This window comes from Arhodomonas sp. KWT2 (assembly GCF_041949875.1).
GTDB lineage: Bacteria > Pseudomonadota > Gammaproteobacteria > Nitrococcales > Nitrococcaceae > Arhodomonas > Arhodomonas aquaeolei.
Map to the genome: position 1 here is coordinate 18,748 of NZ_JBHFPQ010000025.1, position 25,618 is coordinate 44,365.

Below are 25,618 nucleotides of genomic sequence, written 5' to 3' on the forward strand. Positions count from 1 at the left end.
GGCGATGCGGCGGCTGCAGAATATCTTCTGGCTGGGTCTGAAGGAGCTGGCGAGCCTCGGCCGGGATCCGGTGATGCTGGTGCTCATCGTCTACGCATTCACGGCCGCGGTCTACGCGGTGGCGAACGGGCTCAAGATGGGCGTGGACAACGCCTCCATCGCGGTGGTGGACGAGGACCACTCGTCGCTGTCGCGCTCGATCACGGACGCCTTCCTGCCGCCCTACTTCCAGCCGGCAGAGGAGATCGCACCGCGATCGATCGACCGCACCATGGACAACGGCCACTACACCTTCGTGGTCGACATTCCGCCGGATTTCGAGACCGACGTGCTCTCCGGCAGGCAGCCCGCGGTGCAGATACTGGTGGACGCCACCGCCATGAGCCAGGCCGGGATAGGCGCCGCCTACGTCCAGGAGATCGTCTCCCAGGAGACGCGCCGCTTCGTCAGCCGCGAGGACGCCTCGACGAGCCTGCCGGTGGACTGGGTGACCCGCGCACGCTTCAACCCGAACCTGGAGGTGAAATGGTTCACCGCGGTGATGCAGATCAGCAACAGCATCACCATCCTCTCCATCGTCCTGGTGGGGGCGGCGGTGATCCGTGAACGCGAGCACGGGACCCTGGAACACCTGCTGGTGATGCCGCTGAGCGCGGCGGAGATCATGCTCGCCAAGGTCTGGGCCAACGCCCTGGTGATCCTGATCGCGGCGACCGTCTCGCTCAACGTTGTGGTTCGATGGTGGCTGGGCGTGCCCGTGGCCGGCTCGATCCCGCTGTTCCTCTGTGGTGCGGCACTGTACCTGTTCGCCACCACCGCACTGGGGATCCTGCTGGCGACGCTGGCACGCTCGATGCCGCAGTTCGGGCTGCTCGCGATCCCGGTATTCATCGTAATGATCCTGCTCTCCGGGGCCACGACCCCGATGGAGAGCATGCCCGAGATCCTGCAGGCACTGATGCAGGCCCTGCCCGCGGCGCACTTCGTGCGCTTCGCCCAGGCCGTGCTCTATCGCGGCGCGGGCATCGACCTCGTATGGCCGGACCTGCTGGCGATAACCGGGCTGGCGCTGGTGTTCTTCAGTTTCGCCCTGTACCGCTTCCGCGCGAGCCTGGCCGCGGCCGGCTAGTGTGAAGGACCCCCGGCTGCACTTATGTATCAGTGCCTCATCGAGGTGGCACAGGTCGCTGCGCCACGGGCCGGCATCGAATGAGCCCGCGTAGTGGCCGGCTCGGTAGCCCTCGCGCGCCTCGGTACGCTCGCCAGGCGCGGCCTTGAGCAACTCCTGCATCTGCGCCTCCAGCGCCTCGCCGCTCGCAGTAGCCTTTCGAGTGTGAGTGGCCATGGCTTCGCCCTCCCAAGGGGATTCAGGTGGTCGGTCAACCAACCCGAATACCATGGCCGCTCACCTCGCTCTAGCTTGTGCACATCATTCCGCACACTACTCCGGCGGGACGACGTCTAGGGCCTGTCGGCCGTGCACGATCCTGGATCTTGTCCGGGAGGTTTTTGCCAGTTTACTTGCGGGTTACCGGGAAAACCTGACGACCTGCCGGCCGTTGTCTGCCCTGACCTCGTCTGTCGGGCAGTGCCGTGCCTCATTGCCGGCGCCGGTGTCGCTCCGCCACGTGAGCGACATCATCGCGGCTGTCGGTTGCCAAGAGCAGCCGACCTACCCGAGCTGCGGTGCTCGCACACGCGCTGCGCCGGCAACAACCGCACCTCCACCCCCTGAGCATGCAGACGCCGTGCCCAGTAGCGCACCCGCGAGCCCGTCTCCAGTACCACCTCCAGCGGCTCCGCCGGTTCCGGCCGGGATATACCATGCCACCCGCAGGTTGGCTGCTCCTGGCAGCCAACAGCTTCGAGGCCTGTGCCGGTTACCGGCGCATGGCCGGTCCACGGCGGGTATGGCAGGACGTCGGCGGCCGGCGGGCCGCCGACCTACCGGCGTCAACATACAAGGCCATGCGTGGTCGCAGCCCGTGTGCGACGCTGCCGGGACCGGTCCGGAATGTCGCACGCCTGCGGCGCGCGACCTACCCGAGCCTCGTCCTGCGCCGTTGCCGCGCCGGTCCGGCCGCAGCCGGCTAGCCCGGACCGGCCAGCAGCGACTCTGCCTCGCGCCTGAGCGCCTCCACGGGCCGCGTGGCGTCCAGCTGCCGCCAGTCCGGTTCACCGGCGCCGCGGGCAAGCTGGCGGTCGAGCACGGCGACCGTGGCATCGGAGGCATCGTCACTGCGCCGGCGCACCCGTTCGACGAGGACATCCCTCGGGGCGGTCAGCCAGAACCCCGTGAACGGCACACCGTGGGTCGCGGCCACGGCCTCGGCCGCGGCGCGGTCGTCCGGCCGGTCGAAGACCATGTCCAGCACCACGCTGTGGCCGTCGGCGAGCAGCTCGCCCGCGCGCTCTAGCACCCCGGCGTACACGGCCTCAGACACCTCGGGCCGGTACGCGTCGTCCGGCAGGGCCGCCTCGGGCGCGCAGCCGAAACGGCGCTTGCGGAAGACGTCGCTGCGCAGCACCCGCGCCCCGGGCGCGACGCCCAGCCCGGGGGCAAGGGCGTAGGCGAGGCTCGACTTGCCTGTGCCACTAAAGCCGCCCACCGCCACCAGCCGCGGCGGCACGGCCTCCAGCGCCCGGGCGGCGAGGGCCAGGTACGCCCGCGCCTCGTCGGCCTGGGCCTCGCCCGCCGCTCGCTCGCGCTGCACCCCGGCCGCGCGGGCCCCCACGTGGGCACGGATGGCGGCACGCATGGCCATGAACAGCGGCAGCGCGGCGACGCCGTCGGCCTCGTCACGCCGGTCCAGGTAGCGGTTGAACACCGCGTTGGCGAGCCCGGGGAGGTCCCGGTGCCAGAGGTCCATGAGCAGGAAGGCGAGATCGTAGAGGACATCGATGTCCGAGAGCGAGCGGTTGAACTCGATGCAGTCGAACACCGTGGGTTCGCCCTCGAACAGGCAGATATTGCGCAGGTGGAGATCGCCGTGGCAGCGGCGCACGCGGCCATCCCGGGCACGCCGGTCGAGGCACCCGCCCAGCCGGCCCACGGCCGCCAGGCAATCCCGTGTGAGGGTCTCCGCGGTATCGGCATCGAGGATCCCTGCGGGCAGCGCGGCGAAGCTCCCGCGGTTGCCCTCGACGGTGGCGCGCACGGCGTCGGCGCCCGCCCCGTCCGCAACCACGGCCGCCTCGCCGTGAAAGGCGGCGATGCGGTCGGCGAGGCGGATCATCAGCGGCACGTCGAGCCCACCGCGCGCCGCCATGCGGTCGAAGAGCGTGTCCTGCTCGAAGCGGCGCAGCACGACCACGTACTCCTCGACGTTACCCGGACCGTCCAGGGTGAGACGGCCGTTCGCATCCCGGTTGACGGCGGACACCCCGAGGTAGAGCGCCGGCGCGGTGCGGCGGTTGAGCTCGACCTCGGCGCGGCAGAAACGCTCGCGCGCGGCGAGCGTGGAGAAGTCCAGGAACCCGAGGTCGACGGCGCGCTTGATCTTGTAGACGCGCTCGCCGGCGAGGAAGACCACCGCACTGTGGGTGTCGATACGGGTGACCTCGCCCGCCCCCAGGCCGTGCGTTCCCGGGTCTGCCAGGAACTCGATGACCGCTCGCTGATCCGTCAATGCGCTCGCTCCCTGTGGCCGTATCGTGCAGCGGCGCGGCCGCGCCGCCGGGGTCCATTGTTGCAGCGCCGTGTTGCGAATGCTAAGACACGGCTGAAACGACACGCCTGCCATCGACAGGGACCGCCCGATGCCGGAAACCGACGGCCTCTACGCCTTCCAGTTCTTCTTTCAGAAGACCGACCTGCTGATCAACTTCCTGGTGATCCTGGTCGGCATCGCCTTCGGTAACCTGCGGATCAAGGGCGTGGGCTTCGGCTCCAGCGGGGTGCTGATCGCCGCCATGGTCGCCGGCTACTTCTGGCAGTTCGAGCCGGTCACCATCCTCCAGGACCTGGGCATCGTGCTGTTCCTGCTCTCGGTGGGGCTGGAGGCCGGACCGAGCTTCTTCCGCGCCTTCCGCCAGCATGCGCGGGAATACATCGTGAACGTGCTCGCGCTGCTCGCCATCGCGGGCGTCACGGTGGTCGCGATCGTGGTGGCCACCGGCGTGCCCATGGGCATCGGCCTGGGGCTGTTCGCCGGGTCCTTCACCTCCAGTCCGGCGCTCATCAGCGCGCTGCAGTTCAGCCCCGACGAGCAGGTGATCTTCGGCTACGGCGTGGCCTATCCCTTCGGCCTGCTCGGCGTGATCCTGTTCATCACGGTCGCCGTGAAGCTGCTCCGCCGTCAGGTCGCCGAGGAGCTCAACGCCCATTCCGACGTCCACACCGCGGTCTACAAGGTGAACAACGCAGACTACAACGGCCGCCTGATCCGCGACCTCGACGTGCTCACCGAGAACGACGTCGTCGTCTCCGGGGTGTTACGCGACCTCTCGATGCTGCCCGCCGGCGGCAACACCCCGATCCTCGTCGGCGACGTGGTCCGCCTGGAGGGCCGGGCCGAGGACGTCGAACGGGTCGGGCCGGCCCTCGGCGAGGAGATCCAGGAGAGCTTCGACGAGAACGCCGAGCTCGACACCCGTTCCATCGCGGTGGAGAACCTCTCGGTGGTCAACCGCTCGCTCAGCGACCTGGGCATCCGTCTGCGCTACAACGTCTCGCTCACCCGGGTGGTGCGCTCCAACGTGGAGTTCGTCCCGCGCCACGACCTCACCCTGGAATACGGGGACGTGGTCGTGGCCGTGGGCACGCCCTACCAGCTCGATCAGCTCGAGCTCTTCCTCGGCCACGAGCACCACACCGTGCAGCGCCGGGTGGACATCGGCTCACTGGCGGCGACGCTGTTCCTGGCCTTCGCCATCGGCGGGGTGATCATCCCGATCCCCACCCTGGGCCAGTTCTCCCTGGGACTCGCGGGCGGCGCACTGGTCTCCGGGCTGATCTTCGGGCACTTCGGCCACATCGGCAATTTCATCGGCCGCTTCCCGCGCAACGCCACCGCCGTGCTCAAGGAGTTCGGCCTGGCCCTGTTCTTCGTGCAGGTCGGTCTGGAGACGGGCCAGAGCTTCGTCGACGCCCTCGACGCACAGGCCATCTATTACGCGTTCTACGCCGTGGCCTTCGCCGTGGTCCCCATGGCCGGGAGCTTCCTGGTGGGCCACTACCTGCTCCGCATCCCCATCAGCGAGTGCTTCGGTGTGATCTGCGGCGGCATGACCTTCACGCCGGGCCTCGACATCATCCGCCAGGTGGACAGCTCCGAGCGCCCGGTGGTCGCCTATTCCTCGGTCTATCCGGTATCCCTGATCCTGGTCATCGTGCTCGTGCAGGGCATGCACCTGGCCATCGCCAGTCTCAGGGCGTTCTAGCCCCCGGGCACAACCGGGCTGAATGGGCTGCGGCCGCGGTACCACCCGCTCGCCCGAGTCCACCGCACTCCGCTGGCCCGTCCGGGTCATGACATGACCCAGGCGGGCACGGGCGTTATGCTCCCGGGCAGAGCGACGGTACCAATACCGGCGTATGGGCATCGCCCGTACCTCTTCGCTCGGGGTTATCCGACACTGCCGGACCTTTGCGACGACGCCCATGGCAGCGACACGCCTATGAGTTCGACGGAAGAAGACGAACAAACCGGATACGTACACCGCCTGCGCGAACTCTATCGCCTGCAGATCAGCCGTTACCCGGACTATCCGAGCCGGTACACCGCCCACCTCACCGCCGGTCTCAGGCTCATGGGCATGGACATCGGCATCGTCAGTCACATCGACGACTGCCGCTACACGGTCCGCGCGGTCCAGCCGGCCGAGCACGGCATCGCGAAAGACGACGTCTTCGAGCTCGGCGACACCTACTGCGCCCGGGTCGTTGGCACCGGCGCGGCGGTAACCTACAACCACGTCGGCAGCGACCCGGCAATGAGGGAGCACCCGGTCTACCGGGAGATGCACCTGGAGAGCTACATCGGCGCACCGATCCGGGTAAACGGCCGGATCTGGGGCACGATCAACTTCTCCGCCATCGCACCACGCACCATTCCCTTCAGCAAGGCGGACACCGAGTTCGTGGAACTGATGGCGCAGGGTCTCGGTCAGGTCATCGAGAGAGACGTCCTGCAACAGCAGCGAGAGGAGGCGATCACGCACCTGGAACAGAGTAACGAGCTCTTCGAAAGCGCCTTCGAGTTCGCCCCGGTCGGCATGCTGCTCGTGGACACGGAGGGACACATACTCCGTGCCAACCGTGCCCTGCTGGAGATGTTCGGCTACCGCGAGGACGAACTGTTCGGCCGCGATACCCGGGAATTCGCACACCCGGAGGACGTCGACCTGGGCCAGGACCTGCTGGCGGAGATGCGCGCCGGCCAGAGGCGGTCCTACCGGTTGGAGAAACGCTACGTCAACGCGATGGGCGAGACGCTGTGGTGTCTGGTCAGCGCGTCGCTGGTCCGCGGCAACGAAGGCGAGGCACGGTACTTCATCGCCCAGCTCCTGGACATCACCGAGGTCAAACACAACCGCATGGAGCTGGAACGCCAGCGCGCGGAGCTGGAGCTGGCCAACCACAAGCTCACCGCGTTCGCCCTGGCCGATTCACTCACGGGCCTGCCCAACCGGCGCGCCTTCCAGCAGCGCCTCACCGAGGCCCTGGCGGCCAGCCGGCGCGGCGGCCACGCGGTGTCGGTGGCGCTCATCGACGTCGACCTGTTCAAGCAGTACAACGACCGTTTCGGCCATCCGGCCGGTGACGATGCCCTGCAGGCCGTCGCCGACGCCATGAACGGCTTCACCCGCGACTCGGATTTCCTGGCCCGCTACGGCGGCGAGGAGTTCGTGCTGATCATGCCGGAGACGGGCAACGAGGCCTCCGCGACCGCCTGTGAACGGCTGCGCTCAGCCGTGGAAGCGATCTCCGGGCTGAAGCGGGCAATGAGCGTGAGCATCGGCGCCGCAACCTATCTCCCCGGCGAGACCACCGGCCCCCCGGACGAGGAGACACTGATCGCCGCCGCGGACGACGCCCTCTACCGGGCAAAGCGCGACGGCCGCAACCGCGTGCGCTACGGCACGCTCCACTAGCGGCACCGACGCAGACGCCGGATCCCGCACCGGACGCACCGTTGCCGGTCTGGCCCCGATCCCACCCCCCTGGTGGCCGTCCGGCGTCATCAAATCGCAAGACGCCCGCCGTAACCTCCTGCCTCGAAACGTTCCAGTCCCGCCCGGTCACGGCGCTCCACCCGGGCGCGGGCGCAGGGATCGTGGCCAAGAGCACAACGACGCTACCCGCCGGCAGGAGGCACCTATGGCATTCGACGACACGCAACGCATCACGCGCACGTCGCTGACCGACAGCGACGCCCCCCGCGGCAATAACGGCAACGACGTGGACCGTCCGCTGGAGAGCCGGACACGTCCGGAGACACCGTTTGCCGACGTCCTCCAGCAGCGGGTGAGCCGCCGGTCCGTGCTCCGCGGCGCCCTCGGCGCGGCACCGATCCTGGCCGCCCCGAACCTGATGATGATCGCGTCCGACGCCCGCGCCGCCGCCGGCGACGACGCCTTCCTCGCCGACACCCTGAGCTTCACCCCCATCGCGCAGTCCAGCGCCGACACGGTCGTGGTGCCCGAGGGCTACACGGTCGACATCATCGCGCGCTGGGGCGACAGCCTGACCCCGGACGTCGAGGACCTCGACACCACCACCATCGCCGAGGGCGGGCTCTACCAGCCCGGCGCCGCCGACGCGCAGGCACAGCGCTTCGGCTACAACTGCGACGCCGCGCACTTCTTCACCCTCGACGGGCGCAGCGACCGCGGCCTGCTGTGCATCAACCACGAGTACACCAACGACGACCTGCTATTCCCCGGCTTCGGCAACCCGGACGCCTTCTTCGACGGACTGAGTGAGGATCAGCGCGGCGAGGCCGTCGGCGTCATGCAGAACGCCCACGGCATCAGCGTGGTCGAGGTGGAGCGCACCACCGGGGGCTGGCGCTACCGCAGGGACTCCCGTTACAACCGCCGGGTGACCGCGCAGACCCCGATCGAGATCTCCGGCCCGGCCCGCGGCCACGATCTGCTTCGCGCCCGTCTCGCCGCCGGGACCGGCCAGATCGGCCAGGACGGCACCCGCGTGATGGGCACGCTCAACAACTGCGCCGGCGGCCAGACCCCGTGGCGCACCTACCTCGCGGCGGAGGAGAACATCGACCAGTACTTCGCCAACTTCAACGACGACGTGCTCGCCGATATCGCCGCCCGTGACCCGTACCTGGCGCGGGCCGTGCGCAGCGTCGCCGGCTACATCAGCGACGGGCCCTCCTTCCGCCGCTGGGAGCGTTCCGGGCGGGCGAGCGACGCCCGCTTCGACCTGGCCCGGGAGCCCAACGAGATCCTCCGCTTCGGCTGGATCGTGGAGACCGATCCGTTCAACCCGGACGACGTGCCGAAGAAACGCACCGCCATGGGCCGGTTCAAGCACGAGTGCGCGGCCGCGACACTGACCAACGACCGCCGCGTGGCCGTCTACTCCGGCGACGACTCCCGCCTGGAGTTCGTCTACAAGTTCGTCTCCGACGATGCCGTCGGCACGGACACCGGCAAGGACGACGACATCCTCGACCGCGGCACGCTCTACGCCGCCCGCTTCGACAGCGACGGCAATGGCGAGTGGCTGGCCCTCGTGCACGGCCGCAACGGGCTCACCGAGGCGAACGGCTTCCGCAACCAGGCGGACGTGCTCGCCATGGCCCGCGAGGCCGCGAGCCAGGCCGGCGCCACCCCCATGGACCGGCCCGAGGACATCGAGCCTTTCAATGGCCGTGTCTACATCGCGATGACCAAGAACGCCAAGGACGCGGACAACCCGGTCGCCCGCGACGCCACCAACGCCGACGCCGCCAACCCGCGCCTGCACAACACCCTCGGCCACGTCGTCGAGATCCGCGAGGACGGCCCCGACCACGGCGCCACGACCTTCACCTGGGAGATATTCCTGCTCGCCGGCGACCCGGCCAGGGGTCGTTTCATCGACAGCGAGGGCACCATGCGCCACTTCAGCGAGGCGGTGGGCGAGGCGCCGGTGGGCGGCCTCGCGGACACCACGACCTACTTCGGCGGCTACGGCCGTGCCGAGGAGGTCGACGCCTTCGGCTGCCCGGACAACCTCACCCACGACAGCCGGCACAATCTCTGGATCATCACCGACGGCAATCCCTTCGGCCACGACGGCACCTTCGCCGTGCCCACCACCGGCGCCGCGCGCGGAAAACTACGCCGCTTCATGGCCGGTCCGGTGGACTGCGAGGTCTGCGGCTGCGAGTTCAACCCGGACGAAACGGCGCTGTTCCTCGACATCCAGCACCCGGGCGACGGCGGCGACCTCACCGGCCCGACCAGCAGCTGGCCGGACGGCGAGCTCGGCAACGCGCCGAAGGACCGCAACGGCGTCATCCAGCCCCGGCCCAGCCTGATCGCGGTGCGCCGCACCGACGGCGGCCGCGTCGGCAGCTGAGCCCCGCCGCCGGAGGCGATCACGGGCCCGGCCGCGCGCCGGGCCCGTACCGTTGCCGGGCTCAGTCGCCACAGTCCTCCATGCAGGCGGTGTTGTCGGTGTCCGGCCTCGGGTCGGGCGAGACGAAGCCGTCGCGGTTCGGCATCTTCACCTCGGGCAGGGATTCCCGGTCGAGGGTCGCATCCGCGGGCACGATGCCGTTGAGGTGCAGCAGGTAGGCGGTCACCGCGTACACCTGGTGCGCGGACAACGACTCCGGCGCCGTGAACGGCATGGCGCGGTGGACATAGTCGAACACCGTTGTCGCGTCGGGCCAGTAGCTGCCCACCGTCTTTACGGGGCTATCGGAGGCCAGCGTGCCCCGGCCGCCCACCAGGCGGTTCATCGGGCCGCCCTCGCCCTTCTCGCCGTGGCAGCTCGCGCAGTTCTTGGCATAGACCTCGCGCCCCTGGGCGACGCTGCCGCTGCCCTCGGGCAGGCCCTTGCCGCTCGGCGGCACGTCGATATCCCATTTGGCGATGGTTTCGTGTGTCACCGGCGTGCCGAGATCATAGGTGCGCCCGTTGTCCGCGGCCCCTGCCGCGCCGGCGAGGGCGAGCCCGGCGAGTACGGCGAATGCCGCGATCGCATGCTTACGCGTGAACATTGGTGACCTCCCCGTCCGGCGCGACGTGCCAGGACTGGATGCCGTTGTAGTGATACACGTAGTCCAGCCCGCGGGCGTCGATGAGCTGCTCCCGCGTGGGCTGGACGTAGCCCGTCTCGTCGATGGCGCGGCTCTGCAGCACCGCCTCGGCGCCGCTCCAGCGCCACGGCAGGCGGAACCGGGTCACGCAGCGCGGCAGCACCGGGTCGTCGAGCTCCGCGGTCTCCCAGTTGCGGCCGCCGTCGACGGAGACATCCACACGGGTGATACGGCCGCGCCCGGACCAGGCCAGCCCGCGGATCTCGTGGAAGCCCTTGCCCCCGACACGCTGGCCACCGGACGGCGAGGTGATGACGGACTTGGCCTCCATGATGTAGGTGAACTGCCGGGCCGTGCCGTCGGGCATGAGATCCGTGTACTTGGAAGTCTCCTCGCGGGTCATGTACGGCTCGCTGCCGACCTCCAGCCGCCGCAGCCACTTGATCTGGGTGTTGCCCTCGTAGCCCGGCAGGATCAGGCGCAGGGGATAGCCCTGCTCCGGGCGCAGCGCCTCGCCGTTCTGCGCGTAGCACAGCAGCGCGTCGTCCATCGCCTTGTCCATGGGGATGCTGCGGGTCATGGCGGCGGCGTCCGCGCCCTCGGCCAGGATCCACTTGCCCTCAGGCTGCACGCCCGCCTCCTTCAGGACCGTGGACAGCGGCACGCCGGTCCACTCGCAGCAGCTCAGCAGACCGTGGGTGTCCTGGACCGTGGTGCCGGTCGCGGACTTCCACTCCGTCAGCGTATTCCCGGAACACTCGAGGAAACGGATCATCGAGACCTGCGGGAAGCGCATCAGCTCGTCGATGGTGAACATCAGCGGCTGCTCCACCAGCCCGTGGACCACCAGCCGGTGCTCGGAGGGGTGGATGGCCGGCACGCCACCGTGGTGACGCTCGTAGACCAGACCGTTGGGCGTGATCATCCCGTTGAGGTCCTGCAGTGGCGTGAAGCTCCAGGAGGACAGGTCCGTGGGGGTCAGATCGGTGGGCCGGCGCACCACGTCCTTCTCGAACTTCGAGGGCATCCCGTAGGCCGGGGTGAGTATCGGGCTGCCCTGCTGCGTGGTCCACGAGGGCACCGCCAGCGGCTCGGGCTTGCCCGCGGCGAGCGCGGAGCCCACGGCACCCGGTGCCGCAGCGGCGCCTGCCAGCATCGCCGCGTCCCGCATGAAGCGCCGACGCCTGGGATCCGCCGGGGCCGTGTCGGTGCCGGTGTCTCCCTCGTCACGTGTCTTCTTTGTCATGCCTTCTCCTCCCCTGTCAGCCCTGCGACGCCTTCGAAGGCGGGACGGGCCGGAACTGTACCGACCAGTCCATACACTCCACTTTAGACTGCGTGGGCGGCGCTGTCAGCCCCGGCATGGACAGGGGAAAGGGATCTGTCCGGCCGTTTCAGCCGCAGGCGGGTTGCTCGAAGGCAACCAACAGTCACAGGGAAAGGCATGGCGAAGGCCGGGAGACGCCCGCCCACGGGAGGGGCGCGGAATCGGCCTTTCGCGGGGATCGTGTGCCGGGGCCGTACGACACCCTCGCACCACCGACAGGTACCCTGCGCACGATTCCGCCCCGGCCGTGTGGTTGTGGCTTGACCGCTCCTGGCAGCCACTATCCGGTCCTGCCGTGCTGGCGACGCCGACTGCCTTGGGCCGCCGACCCTGTGGCCCCGATACGCGCGCGTTCCGCGAGCGCCTGCGCAGGCAGGCAAAGCCAGGATGGCCACCCTGGGGGCGGCCATGCGCAAGGGCGTCCACGCCTGTTTCCGTGTCATCAAAAACCGGACACCCGACCCCGCAAATCGCTCGATCCGGGCAACGGTATCCACCCGGGCTCACGGCTGCCGTGAGACCGGCGCTTCCCGCCACCTTGCGATAGTGGGGTAAACGGGGAGTCAGTCGCCGCTGGCGAGGCCGTCGAGGACGAGGTCGACGAACTCGTCGGCGATCTCCCGCGGGGTGCGGCTGCCATCGGGCCGGAGCCAGAGGTAGCTGTAGTGGTGAAGACCGAGCAGGGCCTTGACGGTGAACGGCCCGCCGCGGCGGAAGCTGCCGTCGTCGACGCCGCGCTGGAGCACCGCCGCCCACACCGCCTCGTAGTCGCGGTGCAGGGCCTGAACCGCCTCGTGCCGCTCCGCACCGATGGCGTGCTGCTCGCGGAAACACACCGTGAGCTCCGGGCGATGGTGGGCGATGGTTTCCATGACCCGGCGCGAGAGCGCACGCAGCCGCTCCTCGGCGGTCATGGGCTCGGCGAGCAGGCCGTTGCCGTACGCGATGAGCGCGCGCAGGTAGCGGGTGAGGATCTCGAAGAGGATCTCTTCCTTGCTGGAGAACTGGTAGTAGAGCGAGCTGCGGCCAAGCCCGGTCTCGCGCTCCAGCTCCTTCATACCCGTGGCATGAAAGCCGTGCTCGGCGAACAGCCGCGCAGCCGCCTGGAGGATCCGCTCCCTCGGGGTATCCGCGCCGTCCCCGGCGCCGGGTGCATCCTGCATGACCATAGAACCACTAACGATGAAAGGCTGCCGCAGTATACCCACGCCGCCCCGGCGCGAGGAAAGCGCCGGGCACGCCTGTCAGCCGTTGCGGCGCACCCGGGTCGCACCGTCGCGCAGCCCGGCCGCGGTGTGGATACGTTCCGCCCATCGGGCGCGCAGGTGCTCGCCATGCCAGGCGGAGACGTCCGGCACAGGCGGCAGGCCACGCTCCAGCCACTCCTCCAGCCGCTCGGTCAGCGCGTTGGCGTCGTTCCAGGCATAGCGATAGATCTCCGGGTACTGCTCCGGGTAGCACAGCGCGTCGGGCACCAGCGGGCAGGCGCCGGCGCTCGCGGCCTCGATCACCCCCAGGCCCTGGAACTCGTGGTGGGCCGTACTCACCACGATACCGGCCTGGCCGAGCAACGAGCGGTAACGTTGCCGCTCGACCCGACCGTCGGCAACGATGCGCTCGCCCAGCGCCTCGCGCAGCCGGGTCAGCGGCGTCGGCACATGGCGCGGGCGGGGTCCGAGCAGCGCGAGCCGGAAGTCGTTGCCCCGCTCGGCGAGGGTGATCATGGCCTCCGCGAAGACCTCCGGGGCCTTGTCGTACTCCCAGCGATGGTTCCACAGGATCAGCCGCGGGTCGCGCTCCGGCGCCGGCGGAATCGGTTTCACCGGCACGGGCAGCACCTCGCAGGCCGGCCGCAGACGCTCGGCGATGCCCTCCGGGACGGCGTCCGGCATCCGGTCGAGCAGCGCCGCCACGCCCTCCAGGAAGCTCTCGCGGTTGAACGCGGAGTTGAACAACAGCCGATCGGCAGCGAGCGCGGCATACAGCTGCACCATCTGCGGCTCCACCGAGCGCACCTGCTGCGGGCTCACCGGGTAGGCGAACTGGTTCTCGTGGAAATACAGCAACGCCGGAACGCCCGCGAGCGCCGGGAACAGCCCGCGCAGGGTGGCGAGGTCGACCATCGAGGTCGCGACGATCAGCGCCGGCGGCTCGGCGGGCAGCGTATCGAGCCAGGACAGCGGGTTGCCGCGGATGCGCCATCGGAAATGCCGGCCGGGCAGCTCGAAGCGGCTCCACTGGACATCATCGATGGTCCGCACGAGCCAGTCCGCCCAGGCACGATGACTGTCCGCACGGTAAGCGGAGAGCAGCCACGCCGTCGGCCTTTGCGTGTTCATGGATATCCCTGATCGGTATTTTCGTTCGTGATCGATGCGCCATTCTCCCACGAGGCGGCGCAATGGTGATCCCCTCTGGGGCAGACAGCCTCCTCCGCCGACGGTTCCGGCTTTTACACTACCGCCGCGACTCGACTAGGCTTCAGGGGCGGGTCGGGTCGAGGGGGCCGCCACCGCCGCCACAGAACGGATAACGCTAATAAAGAAGGACTGCGCGATACCGATGCGTTGGGACCGCCGAAAGTGCCTGCGCGGCGCCGAGGACGCCCGGCCCGCACGCCGGCGGCATACCGGGTTGCCGGCACTGCTGCTGTCGGTGCTCGCGCTGTTGCTCTGTGCATCCGTCGCCGCCCAGGCGCGCACCGTGCGCGTGGGTATCTACGACAATCCGCCGCGGCTGTTCACCGGCAGCGACGGCGAGCCCCAGGGCTTCTGGGCAGAGCTGCTGAAGACCATCGCCGAGCGGGAGGACTGGCAGCTGGAATGGGTACCCGGCACCTGGTCCGAGGGCCTCGCACGGCTGCAGGCGGGCGAGATCGACGTCATGCCCGACGTCGCGCGTACCGCGGAGCGCGCCGAGCGCATGCGCTTCTGCGAGGAGACCGTCCTGACGAGCTGGTCGCGGGTGTACGTGCGCCCGCACGGCGGTATCGAGTCCCTCCTGGACCTGGACGGCCGCCGGGTCGGCACCCTCGAAGGCAGCGTCAACGTCTCCGGCAGCGGCGGGCTGCACGAGCTCCTGGAGAGCTTCGGCATCGACGCCGAGCTCGTTGCCCTGGCCAGCTACCGGGACGCCTTCAACGCGCTCGCCACCGGGCGCGTCGATGCGGTGGCGAGCAACAAGGACATCGGCAACCGGCTCTATCCCACCTACGGCGCGGTGCCGGCACCCATCGTCTTCCAGCCGGTGGAGCTGCGCTTCGCCGTTTCCCTGGAGGCCGCCAGCGGCGCGGCGCTGCGCGAGCAGCTCGACACGGCGGTCCGCACCCTCAAGTCCGACCCTGATTCCGTCTACTACCGTCTCCAGTCCCGGTGGCTCGGTGTCCGCGACGAACCGGAATGGATCCTGCCCTTCTGGGTCTTCTGGATCCTGGGCTTCTTCGGTATCGCCGTCATCGTCCTGCTGGCGGGCAACTTCGTGCTCGACGCCCGCGTGCGCCGGCGTACCCGCGACCTGCGCGAGAGCGAGGAGCGCATCCAGGCCATCCTCGATAACCTCCCCGGCGTGGCCCTGCGCATGCACTGGGTCAGCGGCAGCGCGCCCGAGCTGCTTGCCACCGAGGGCGCCACCTTCTTCGGCCAGGGGGCCTGGCGGCTGCGCACCGGCCATGACCACTGGGACACGCTCATTCACCCGGACGACCGCGCCATGCTGACCCGCGCCATCGACCGCGCAGTGAGCCGCGGCCGGCCGTACGACGTGGAGCACCGTATCCGGCTGGGCGACGACAGCGTCCGCTGGGTCCTGCACCTGGGTACTCCCACGATCCGCGACGGCGACGGCATGCGCATCGACGCCTTTCTGTTCGACATTACCGAGCGCAAGGAGACCGAGGCGGCGCTGCGCCACTCGATGGCGGAACTGGCGGCGATCCACGACGCCTCGCTGGACCTGATCCTGCTGGTGGGGCCGGACGGGCGCATTCAGTCGGCGAACCGGCAGTTCTTCGAGGCCACGGGCTACAGCCGCGGAGAGGTCATCGGCGAGGAGCCGGGCGGGATCGCCGGCGGCGCCCTGCGCGCCGGCGCCCATCTCCTGGATCAGGTCCGCCAGGGCACCCCGCACCGCTACGAGACACAGCTCACCACCGCCAGGGGCGCCACCATCCCGGTGGAGGTGCGCCTGCGCACGCTGCCTGGCGGCGACCGCCCCGGGCGGGTGCTGGTGGTCATGCGCGACCTATCGTCCCTGCGCGCCATCGAGGCGGAACTGCGCCACCAGTCGACCCACGACCCCCTCACCGGCCTGCCCAACCGCACCGCATTCGAAACGGCGCTGGAGCAGGCGGTGCTCGACTGCCGCACCGGCTCGGAGCAGCACGCTCTGTGCTACCTCGACGTCGACCAGTTCCGGGTGATCAACGACACCGCCGGCCACAGCGCGGGCGACGCCCTGCTGCGTCAGGTCGCCCAGCTGCTGCACGAGCGTGTCCACCACGGGGATGTGCTCGCGCGCTTCGGCGGCGACGAGTTCACGCTGCTGCTGCGCGACTGCGACCTGAGCCGGGCACTGGAGATCGCCGACGGCCACCGGAGCGCGATCGAGGCCATGCACTTCGTCTCCGACGGGCGCTCGTTCCAGATCACCGCGAGCATCGGCGTCGTCCCCGTTGATGCCTACGCCGGCGACGCCGCGATGGTGCTCGGCGCCGCCGACGCCGCCTGCCACCTGGCGAAGGATGGTGGACGCAACCGTGTACAGGTCTACGACACCGAGGACACGGCGCTGCAGCTCTACCGCAGCGGTATGGAATGGGCCCAGGAGCTGCACGACGCGCTGCGCGGCGACCGCTTCCGGCTGCTCTGCCAGCCCATCGTCCCGGCCTCCGGGGAGATCGACGGCCGGGCCCACTACGAGATACTGCTGCGCATGCTCGACCAGTCGGGCAGCACAATCTCGCCGGGGGTGTTCCTGCCCATCGCCGAGCGCTACGGCCTGGTGCCACGGGTTGACCAGTGGGTGGTGGAGCACGCGCTAGGCACCATCGGCGCCGCCTCGGACTCCGATGCCCACTGGTCGATCAACCTGTCCGGGCAGTCGCTGGCCTCCACCGAGCTGCTCACCGTGATCGAGAACGCGATTCACAGCAACGGCATCGACCCGAGACGGCTGACCTTCGAGGTCACCGAGACGGCGGTGGTGCGCAACTTCACGGAGGCGCTGGCATTCATCGAGCGGCTACGCGAGCTCGGCTGCACCTTCGCACTGGACGACTTCGGTTCCGGGCTCAGCTCGTTCGGTTATCTCAAACACCTCAACGTCGACGTGCTCAAGCTTGACGGGGTGTTCATTCGCGATCTGCTCGACGACCCGCGCAACGAGGCGATGGTGACCGCGTTCACCCGCCTGGCCCAGGCCTACGAGCTGCACACTGTCGCCGAGTTCGTCAGCAACGACGCCCTGCGCGAGCGCCTCGTGCAGCTCGGCGTGGATTACGTCCAGGGCTTTGCCGTGGGGCGGCCGCAGCCGCTGGACGACGTCCTCGCCGGCCGGCCGCCGATAATCGGATAGGGAGGCGGCCCGCCGGCGGACCGGTCAGGCGGGGCCTTGCGGCCGCGGCGGGGATCGCCGCAACCGCGCCCGGCGCGGATCAGCCGCGCTCGTAGGTGCCCATCAGGCGGTTCATGCCGATGATGTGGGGTTCCAGGCGCTCGAGCAGCTGCCACATCGTCAGCCCCTCGGGCAGCTCCGTGGCCTGGTCCAGGGCCAGCACCCAGAAATAGTAGCGGTGCACGCCGTGCCCCTCGGGCGGCATGGGGCCGTTGTAGCCGACCTTGTCCATGTTATTCCGCCCGGCGGTGTAGTCCGTCATCCCCTCGGAGAGGCTCGTCACCGAGCCGGGGATGTTGTAGAGCACCCAGTGCACGAACCCGTAGGTGCCGTTGGGCGAGACCAGCGGCGCGTCCGGGTCGTGACAGATGACCGCGAAGCCCCGGGTGCCCTCCGGCGCGCCCGACCAGGCCAGCGGCGGGGAGACGTCGTCGCCCTCACCCGTGTGACGGGTCGGGATCGCCCCGCCATTCTCGAAAGCGGCACTGGTCAGCGTCATGTCCGATAGCGCGAAACCCATGCTGAACCTCCGTTCTTCTCGGTTGATGTGACGATCACGCCGCCGGGCCCGGCCCGCCGCGCAGGCCCCGATTATGGGCCCCCGCCGTTGTAACGCGCCAGCAGCGCCCGCCCGGTGCGGTGTGGGGGCGACCCGGCGCCGGGACAAGGCCGCGTTAACTCGGCATTAACCGCAACGGCGTCAGGCTGTGCCGCAACGGTGCCGCCCCGACCACCGGCGCGGCCGGCAACCTTCTGGACCCGCGACCCATGCGACGACTGCTGACACTCACCGGGCTGGTGCTGGCGGCGACACTGCTCGGCGGCTGCGCCGTCACCGCCCCGGAGACTGACTACCCCGACAGGGCCCGCGAGGCGATCGGAGACGTCACGTCCTGGCCGGCGCTCGATGGCGGCGAACCCACCGCCTACCTCAACCAGCTCGTGGGCTCGTCCCGGCTGGACGCCCTTATCCAGGAGGCGCTGGCCGCCAATCCCAACCTGCAGCAGACACTGCTCACTCTGCGAATCCGGCGCAGCGAGCGCCGCCAGACCGGTGCGGACCGGCTGCCCGACCTCGACACGGAACTCACGGGCAGCCGGGAGGAGGACAGCGATACCCGCTACACCGGCTCCGTGACCGTGAGCTGGGAAGCGGACGTCTGGGGCCGGATCGCCGACACATACCGCGCCGCCGACCTGGACGTCGCCGAGCAGCGGGCCCTCTACCAGTCCACGCGGGACACCCTGGCCTCCGAGGTCATGGACTCGTGGCTCCAGCTCATCGCCGACAGGCGCGCCGTCGACATCCAGACACAACGGCTGGGGACGCTCCAGGACAACCTCACCTTCGTGCGCGAACGCTACCGCAAGGGTATCGGCGACATAGACGATCTGGACACCGCAAGGACGGACCTGGCGAGTGCCCGCGCGACACTGGCCGAATACCGCGAGGACCTGGCCTCAGAGCGGCGCTCGCTGCGGGAAATGCTCGGGCGCAGCGACGACGCGGAAATACCGGTGCCGTCGGACTACCCGGGCGTGCGCGTCCCCCTCGTCGATCTACCCGTCCAGACCCTGGGCCGCCGTCCCGACCTCCGCGCGGACTATATCGCCATCCAGGCGCAGGCGGCGCGCACCCGCGCGGCCTACAAGGACATGCTGCCGAGCCTCGACCTGCAGGCGAGCCTGGAGGATGTCGCGACCACGCCGCGGCAGGCGCTGCTCACCGCCCCGGTCTGGTCGCTGCTCGCCGACCTGACCGCGCCGCTGTACCGCGGCGGCGAGCTGAAGGCGGTGGCGGAGCAGGCGGAGCTGGAGGCGGCCAAGGCCTATCAGGCCTACCGCGAGACCCTGCTGACCGCGGTGACCGAGGTGGGCGACGCCATCGGCCAGGAACAGGCCCTGAAGACGCGCCTCGCCCACACCCGCGACGCGCTCGCCAGCGCCCGCCGAAGCCTGGCGAACTACCGCCGGCGCTACCGCGCCGGGCTGGTCACCATTCTCGACCTCCTCGACGTCCAGGAGCAGACCTACGACCTCGAGGCCCAGCTCAACGAGCTCACCCGAAGCCGCCTGGCCAACCGCGTGGACCTCGGCCTGGCGCTCGGTCTGGGAGTACACCGATGATCCGTCACTACGCACAGTGGTTCATGCTCCTGGCGGCCCTTACCGTGCTCGTCGCCGTGGTGCTCTACAGCGGGCACGGCATGGAGGAGGCGGCGCGGAAACCCGCGACGGCCGCCGCGGGCACCGCACCGGAGGAACGGCCGGACGTCTCGGTGGTCACCGTCCGCACCGGCACCTACACCGCCCACGCCCAGGGCTATGCCGCCGCCCGGCCGCACTACGAGCTCACGCTCACCGCCGCCGTGTCCGGCCGGGTGGCGTCACTCGGCGGGGACTTCGAGACCGGCCGGCAGGTCCGGAAGGGGGACGTGCTGGCACGGCTCGAGGATGCCGAGTACCAGGCAGGCGTGGCCTCGGCACAACACGACCTTGCCAGCGCCCGCCAGGACCTTCTGGAGGCGGAGCGCGAACGCGACCAGGCCCGGGAGGAATGGGACGCCTCCGGCATGGACGGCGAGCCCGACTCGGCGCTGGTCCTCCACGAGCCCCAGGTCCGCACCGCACGCTCCGCGGTGGCGGATGCCGGGGCCGCGCTGGCCGACGCCCGGCAGGATCTCGCCCACACCCGCATCGACGCCCCCTTCGACGCCCTGGTCGTGAGCCGTGCGATCGCCCCCGGAAGCTACGTACAGGCCGGCGGCGAGATCGCGACCCTCTACAGCACCGACCGCGTGGAGATCGAGGTCCCGCTCGCCGACCGCGACTGGGCCAACCTGCCGGACACCGACACCCTCGCCGACGGCGAATGGCCCGTCACCCTGACCGACGTCGCCGGGGGAAACGAATGGTCCGGCCACGTCCTGCGCATCGCCCGCCACCGCGACGACACCACCCGGCAGCGCTCGGTGATCGTTGCCGTGGACCACCCGCTGTCACGCACACCGCCACTGCTGCCGGGCACGTTCGTGCAGGCACGCATCAGCGGCCGGCGGATCGACGGCCTGTGGCGCCTGCCGCCCGCCGCACTCAGCCAGCGCAGCGAGATCTGGTACGTCACCGGCGACGGCGCGCTCGCGAGCTTCTCCGCCGAACCGGTGTTCAGCGACAGCGACGCCATCTACGTCCGACCGCCGGAGACACTCGCCGGCGCGGCGCAGCAGGTGGTCACCCACCCGCTGGGCTCGTATCTGGCGGGCATGGCGGTCAATCCGGTGGAGACGGAGGCCGCCGGGTCCGGGGGCGGTGCCGATGAGTGATGACCACGCGCGCTTCCCGGGCCTGATCCCGTGGTTCGCCGCCAACCCCGTCGCCGCCAACCTGCTGATGGTGCTCGTCATCGCCCTGGGCGTGGGCTCGGCGTTCACGCTGCGCAAGGAGGCCTTCCCCAGCATGGAGCCGGACAGCGTCACGGTCTCAGTGACCTACGACAGCGGCTCCGCGCGCCAGTCCGAGGAGGGCCTCGCGATCAAGATCGAGGACGCCCTCCAGGACGTCTCCGGCATCGATTCGATGACCAGCACCTCCACGGGCAGCGGCACGACGGTGACGGTGGAGAAACGCAGCGACTACGACCTCGACACCCTGCTCACCGACGTGCGCACCCAGGTCGACGCGATCTCCACCTTTCCCGCCGACGCGGAGAACCCGGTGGTGGAGAAGGGCGAGCGCGAGGACCACGCCCTGTGGCTCCAGCTCCACGGTGATACCGACCGCCATACCCTCCAGCAGCTCGCCGACGAGCTCAAGACGGCCCTGCTCGGACGCGCCCAGATCAGCCGGGTCAGCCTCTCGGGGGAGCGCGACCCGATCATGGCGGTGGAGATCGACGAGGGCCGCCTGCAGGCCTACGGCCTGTCGCTCTCGGACGTCGAGGACGCCGTCAATAACGGCTCCACCAGCACCATGACACCGGTGCTGCGCAGCGACACCCTCTACCTCCAGCTCAAGGCTTCGGAGCAGGCCTACGAGCGCGGCGAGTTCGCGGCCATCCCGCTGATCACCACCGCCGACGGCCACCGGGTGCGTCTGGGCGACGTGGCCGACGTCCACGATACCTACGACGAGGACACCCCGGTCCTGTCGCGCTTCAACGGCGAGCCTAGCGTCGCGCTGGAGGTCGTCAGCACCGGCGGGGACGACATCACCGAGTCGGTGGAGGCCGCCCGGGAGGTCGTCGATCAGTGGAGTACCGACGGCCACCTGCCCCGGGGCGTGTCCCTGGACACCTGGCACGACCGCAGCACCTCCATCAACGGGCGGCTGCAGCTGCTGGTGAAGAACGCAATCACCGGTATCGCCCTGGTGTTCGTCCTGCTGGCGCTGTTCCTCAACCTGACGGTGGCCTTCTGGGTGGCGATGGGCCTGCCGTTCATCTTCTTCGGCACACTGTTCTTCATGGGCGACGCCTTAGCGGGGCTGACGCTCAACGAATTCACCACCTTCGGGTTCATCATTGCCCTGGGCATCGTCGTCGACGACGCCGTGGTCGTGGGCGAGAGCGTCTACACGGTGCGCGAGCAGCACGGCGACACGGTCGCCAATACGGTCCTCGGCACCCGCCGGGTGGCGGTGCCCACGCTGTTCGGCGTGTTCACCACGGTCGCCGCCTTCTATGCCCTCTCGCAGACCAGCGGCGGGCTGGGCGAGCTCTATGCCCAGTTCGCGATGGTCGTGGCGATCTGCCTGGTGCTCTCCATCATCGAGTCCAAGCTTATCCTGCCGGCCCACCTCGCCCACCTGAATACCCATCGCGGGCGCAGCCGCAACCCGCTGATGCGGGGCTGGCAGTCCATCCAGAACGGGGCGGACGCCGGCCTCGCGGCCTTTACCGAGCGCTGCTACCGCCCGGTGATCCGCTGGGCGCTGCACTACCGCTACGCGGTGGTGGTGCTGTTCCTGGCGCTGTTCGTGCTGGTGATCAGCATGCCGCTGACGGGGACCGTGCCGATCAGCTTCTTTCCGGCCGTCACCGGCGACACCGTCTCGGCAGAGCTGACCATGCGCAACGACGCCAGCTACGGCCAGACCCATGCAGCCCTGCGGCTGCTGGAGGATCGCGCCCACGATGCCGACCGCGCCCTGCGCGGTGGCGGCGACACCGGCATCGCCCACCTGCAGGTCCTCTCCGAGGCGGATCAGAGCGGCACCGTGGACGTGGAGCTGAGCGACGACGCCCCCTACGACCTGCCGGCCTTCACCCGTCGCTGGCGCGAGCTTGCCGGGCTGCCGGAGGGGGCGCAGTCGCTGAGCGTCCGCAGCACCCGGCAGATGGTCGACGACGTGCGCATCGAGCTGCGCGCCAGCGACGATACGGTCCTCACCCAGGCAGGCGAGCGCTTCAGGGCCGCCCTGAACGCCTATCCGGCGGTCAGCGGCGTCGAGGACAATCTCTCCCCCGGCCAGCCGCAGCTGCACCTGGCGCTGACGCCCAGGGGGCGCGCCCTGGGGCTGACCACCGGGGAGCTTGCCGCACAGGTCCTGCGCACGTTCAACGGCGAGGTGGTCCAGCGCTACCAGCGCGGCCGCGACGAGGTGGAGGTCACCGTCCGCTACCCGGAGGGCCAGCGTCAGAGCGCCACGGACGTGCTCAACGCCCGCGTGCGCACCGACGACGGCGACGTCCTCGCCCTCTCGGACGTCGCCACCGCCACCTACGGCTACACCCGCGAGAGCATCACCCGGATCGACGGCAAGCGCGCGGTCTACCTCTCCGGCGACGTGGACAAGGACGTGATGTCCACCACCGGGCTCGTGGCCGAGCTGCAGGCGAACGTGGTCCCGAACCTCGAACGTCAGTACCCCTCGCTGGACGTGCACTTCGCCGGCGAGGCCGAGGAGCAGGCGGAGACGCAGAGCTCCATGACCCGGATGTTCCTGCTCGCGCTGCTGATGATCTACATCCTGCTCGCCGTGCCGCTGGGCTCGTACCTGCAGCCGGCGGTGATCATGACCGCCATCCCCTTCGGCATCGTCGGTGCCATTCTCGGTCACTGGATCAACGGCCTGGCGCTCAGCATCCTGTCGCTCAACGGGATCGTCGCCCTGAGCGGCGTGGTGGTGAACGACAGTCTCCTGCTCGTGGCGCGCTTCAATGAGCTTCGGGCGGACGCCACCCACCTGCGCGGCGCCATCGCCGAGGCCTGCACCAGCCGGCTGCGGGCGGTTCTGCTCACGTCACTGACCACCTTCGCCGGGCTGATGCCCCTGCTCACGGAGACCTCCACGCAGGCGCAGTTCCTCATCCCGGCGGCGGTCTCGCTCGCCTACGGCATCATGTTCGCCACGGTCATCACGCTGGTGCTCATCCCTGCGCTGCTGCTGATCCGCTACGATGTCGGGACACTGCTGGAGGGGCTGCGCGAGAGGCTGACCGCCGGGGGCGAGGACGCACGGACATGCTGAGCACACTGCTGATCGAGGACGACCTGGACCTGGCCGGCACCGTCGTGCAGTACCTCGACATCGAGGATATCCGCTGCGACCACGCCAGCAACGGTCCCGCCGGTCTCACGCTCATGGAGGCCGGCAGCTACGACGTGCTGCTCCTCGACCTCAACCTCCCGCGCATGGACGGGCTGGGCGTGTGCCAGCGCCTGCGCACCCGCGGCGACGACACGCCGGTGCTCATGCTCACCGCCCGGGACACCCTGGACGACAAGCTCGAGGGCTTCCGCGCCGGCACCGACGACTACCTGGTCAAGCCCTTCGAGCTCCAGGAGCTGGTGGCGCGCATCCACGCCCTCGCCCACCGGCGCAGCGGCCAGGCACGCCAGCTCCGGTACGCGGACCTGGTGATGAATCTGAGCGAACACACCGTCACCCGCGCGGGCCGGACACTGCGCCTCTCACCCACGGGCTGGCGGCTGCTGGAGACACTGCTTCGCGCCGCCCCGGCGGCGGTCTCACGCCGGGCCCTGGAAGAGGCGGTATGGGGCGACGAGCCGCCGGACAGCAACAGCCTGAAGGTCCACCTTCACAACCTGCGCCGTGCGGTGGACGTCCCCTTCGCCACCGCGCTGGTACACACGGTCAGCGGCTACGGCTTCGCCCTGAGGACCCCGGCGGATGAAACGCCCGATCAGTCTTAAGTGGTTCGTTGCCGTTGTCTTTCTCGGGCTGGGGGGCCTGCTCGTCATCGGCTACTCGCTGCTGAGCGCCCAGTTCTTCAAGCGCGGCATGGACAACATGGTGGCCGCCCAGATGGAACGGGTCGCCCGGGACTACGTCAGCGGGGGCACGACGGGGCCGGGCGAGATCGCCGGCTACCGCATCGCACGCCGCTGGGACGACGTGCCGGCGGCGACCCGGACCACCTTCGGCCACCCACCCGCCGAAGCGGACGTGCTGCGCATCCACGATGACGCGCGCTGGTTCCAGCCGCCGCAGTTCGTCCGCTTCCTCATGCGCGTACCCGTCGGCGAGGAAACCGTATTCGTCAGCCACACCGTCTCCCCGGAGACGGCGTCCGCGCTGGTGGCCCGCAATGCAGAGGCCAACCTGCGTTTGCTGCTCGGCATCAGCATCGCCAGCGCGCTGGTCCTCGCCGGGGTGATCCTGCTGGTGCTGCACCGGGTCTCCCGGCCGGTGGCCGCCCTCGGTGCCTGGGCCAGGGACCTGAATGCCCGGCGTCTGCGCGAACCGCCACCGGACTTCTCCTACCCGGAGCTCAACGAGCTCGCGGCGCTGATCCGGGGCAGCCTCTCCTCGGTCCACGAGGCGCTGGAACGTGAGCACCGCTTCCTGCGCCACACCAGCCACGAGCTGCGCACGCCGATCAGTGTGATCCGCAGCAACATCGAGCTCATGCACCGGCTGCAGGAACAGCTCGGCGGACCGGCGGACCCCCGTCAGGCCCAGGTGATCGAGCGCATCGACCGGGCCAGCCAGACCATGAAGCAGCTCACCGAGGTCCTGCTGTGGCTGAGCCGGGTGGACGAGTCGCCGCCGGCGGCCCGGCACCTGCGCCTGGACGAGCTCCTGCGCCAGATCACCGGCGAACTGGCGTATCTGCTCACTGACAAGCCCGTGACCGTTGCGCTCGCCACCGAGCCGTACACGGTGCACGTCCCCGAGGGCCCGGCACGAATCGTCCTCGGCAACCTCGTCCGCAACGCCTTCCAGCACACCTGGGACGGCCAGGTGCACATCCGCCAGCGCGGCGACCGGGTGCTGATCGTCAACCCGCGCCCCGTCGACGGCGCTGGCGGCAACGACGGTGACGAGCTCGGTTTCGGGCTCGGGCTGCAGCTCACGGCCCGGCTCACCAGTCGTCTGGGATGGGCCTACCGCAACCGGGCACGCCGGCACCACCGCGTCGTGCGCCTGCGCTTCGGCACCGCCGGGAACACCATAGAGCGACCGCGGTCAGGTTGAGCTACGATTATCCCGAATATCGTTG

Annotated in this window: 16 protein-coding genes; 10 read left to right on the forward strand and 6 right to left on the reverse strand. The window is 69.7% G+C overall.

From position 1 onward, the window contains the following. Nucleotides 1-4 precede the first annotated feature (4 nt). The gene (locus ACEZHJ_RS02170; protein WP_018718456.1) at nucleotides 5-1,129 is read left to right on the forward strand and encodes an ABC transporter permease; all 1,125 of its coding nucleotides are present in this window, start codon (nucleotides 5-7) and stop codon (nucleotides 1,127-1,129) included. Between the two features lie 961 nt (nucleotides 1,130-2,090). On the opposite strand, the gene ACEZHJ_RS02175 is transcribed toward ACEZHJ_RS02170, so the two are convergent. After that, nucleotides 2,091-3,629, reverse strand: a complete 1,539-nt coding sequence (locus tag ACEZHJ_RS02175; protein ID WP_163139083.1) for a bifunctional aminoglycoside phosphotransferase/ATP-binding protein — start codon at nucleotides 3,627-3,629, stop codon at nucleotides 2,091-2,093. A gap of 130 nt (nucleotides 3,630-3,759) precedes the next feature. Here ACEZHJ_RS02175 and ACEZHJ_RS02180 point away from each other — a divergent pair, with 130 nt between their 5' ends. From ACEZHJ_RS02180 to ACEZHJ_RS02190, 3 genes are all read left to right on the forward strand, one after another. Beyond that, on the forward strand, nucleotides 3,760-5,382 hold the full coding sequence (locus ACEZHJ_RS02180; protein WP_163139084.1) for an aspartate:alanine exchanger family transporter: 1,623 nt from the start codon (nucleotides 3,760-3,762) through the stop codon (nucleotides 5,380-5,382). 237 nt (nucleotides 5,383-5,619) lie between these two features. Continuing rightward, nucleotides 5,620-7,095, forward strand: a complete 1,476-nt coding sequence (locus ACEZHJ_RS02185) for a sensor domain-containing diguanylate cyclase (RefSeq protein ID WP_163139085.1) — start codon at nucleotides 5,620-5,622, stop codon at nucleotides 7,093-7,095. A 226-nt stretch (nucleotides 7,096-7,321) separates the two neighbouring features. Further along, complete coding sequence (locus tag ACEZHJ_RS02190) at nucleotides 7,322-9,532, forward strand: PhoX family phosphatase (RefSeq protein WP_018718461.1); 2,211 nt, start codon at nucleotides 7,322-7,324, stop codon at nucleotides 9,530-9,532. Between the two features lie 61 nt (nucleotides 9,533-9,593). Here ACEZHJ_RS02190 and ACEZHJ_RS02195 read toward each other — a convergent pair whose 3' ends face one another. The 4 genes from ACEZHJ_RS02195 to ACEZHJ_RS02210 all read right to left on the reverse strand — a co-directional run bounded on the left by ACEZHJ_RS02195 (nucleotide 9,594) and on the right by ACEZHJ_RS02210 (nucleotide 13,883). Further along, a complete protein-coding gene (locus ACEZHJ_RS02195; RefSeq protein ID WP_018718462.1) occupies nucleotides 9,594-10,178 on the reverse strand; it encodes a c-type cytochrome in 585 nt (194 codons plus the stop codon). Next, entirely contained in the window at nucleotides 10,165-11,463 is a 1,299-nt protein-coding gene (gene soxC, locus ACEZHJ_RS02200; protein WP_018718463.1) for a sulfite dehydrogenase, read from the reverse strand. Before soxC ends, ACEZHJ_RS02195 begins: the two co-directional genes overlap by 14 nt. Nucleotides 11,464-12,107: 644 nt before the next feature. After that, a complete protein-coding gene (locus ACEZHJ_RS02205; protein WP_040409495.1) occupies nucleotides 12,108-12,707 on the reverse strand; it encodes a TetR/AcrR family transcriptional regulator in 600 nt (199 codons plus the stop codon). 81 nt (nucleotides 12,708-12,788) lie between these two features. After that, the gene (locus ACEZHJ_RS02210) at nucleotides 12,789-13,883 is read right to left on the reverse strand and encodes a DUF3524 domain-containing protein (protein WP_018718465.1); all 1,095 of its coding nucleotides are present in this window, start codon (nucleotides 13,881-13,883) and stop codon (nucleotides 12,789-12,791) included. A 223-nt stretch (nucleotides 13,884-14,106) separates the two neighbouring features. Here ACEZHJ_RS02210 and ACEZHJ_RS02215 point away from each other — a divergent pair, with 223 nt between their 5' ends. Next, nucleotides 14,107-17,115 (forward strand): EAL domain-containing protein, encoded by a 3,009-nt coding sequence (locus tag ACEZHJ_RS02215; RefSeq protein ID WP_375036198.1) that lies wholly within the window; start codon nucleotides 14,107-14,109, stop codon nucleotides 17,113-17,115. A gap of 79 nt (nucleotides 17,116-17,194) precedes the next feature. Here the strand turns inward: ACEZHJ_RS02215 and ACEZHJ_RS02220 are convergent, their stop codons facing one another. Beyond that, entirely contained in the window at nucleotides 17,195-17,674 is a 480-nt protein-coding gene (locus tag ACEZHJ_RS02220; RefSeq protein ID WP_018718467.1) for a YbhB/YbcL family Raf kinase inhibitor-like protein, read from the reverse strand. A gap of 248 nt (nucleotides 17,675-17,922) precedes the next feature. On the opposite strand from ACEZHJ_RS02220, the gene ACEZHJ_RS02225 reads away from it, so the two are divergent. Genes ACEZHJ_RS02225 through ACEZHJ_RS02245 form a run of 5 tightly spaced genes read left to right on the forward strand, consistent with a single transcriptional unit; the run spans nucleotide 17,923 to nucleotide 25,593 of the window. Beyond that, complete coding sequence (locus ACEZHJ_RS02225) at nucleotides 17,923-19,281, forward strand: TolC family protein (protein WP_163139089.1); 1,359 nt, start codon at nucleotides 17,923-17,925, stop codon at nucleotides 19,279-19,281. After that, nucleotides 19,278-20,477, forward strand: a complete 1,200-nt coding sequence (locus ACEZHJ_RS02230) for an efflux RND transporter periplasmic adaptor subunit (RefSeq protein ID WP_163139090.1) — start codon at nucleotides 19,278-19,280, stop codon at nucleotides 20,475-20,477. Before ACEZHJ_RS02225 ends, ACEZHJ_RS02230 begins: the two co-directional genes overlap by 4 nt. Next, nucleotides 20,470-23,622 (forward strand): efflux RND transporter permease subunit, encoded by a 3,153-nt coding sequence (locus ACEZHJ_RS02235; protein WP_163139091.1) that lies wholly within the window; start codon nucleotides 20,470-20,472, stop codon nucleotides 23,620-23,622. Before ACEZHJ_RS02230 ends, ACEZHJ_RS02235 begins: the two co-directional genes overlap by 8 nt. Then, entirely contained in the window at nucleotides 23,616-24,308 is a 693-nt protein-coding gene (locus ACEZHJ_RS02240; RefSeq protein WP_163139092.1) for a response regulator transcription factor, read from the forward strand. The genes ACEZHJ_RS02235 and ACEZHJ_RS02240 overlap by 7 nt, the downstream gene beginning before the upstream one ends. Continuing rightward, a complete protein-coding gene (locus ACEZHJ_RS02245; protein WP_163139093.1) occupies nucleotides 24,286-25,593 on the forward strand; it encodes a HAMP domain-containing sensor histidine kinase in 1,308 nt (435 codons plus the stop codon). Before ACEZHJ_RS02240 ends, ACEZHJ_RS02245 begins: the two co-directional genes overlap by 23 nt. The last annotated feature ends 25 nt before the right edge of the window (nucleotides 25,594-25,618 follow it).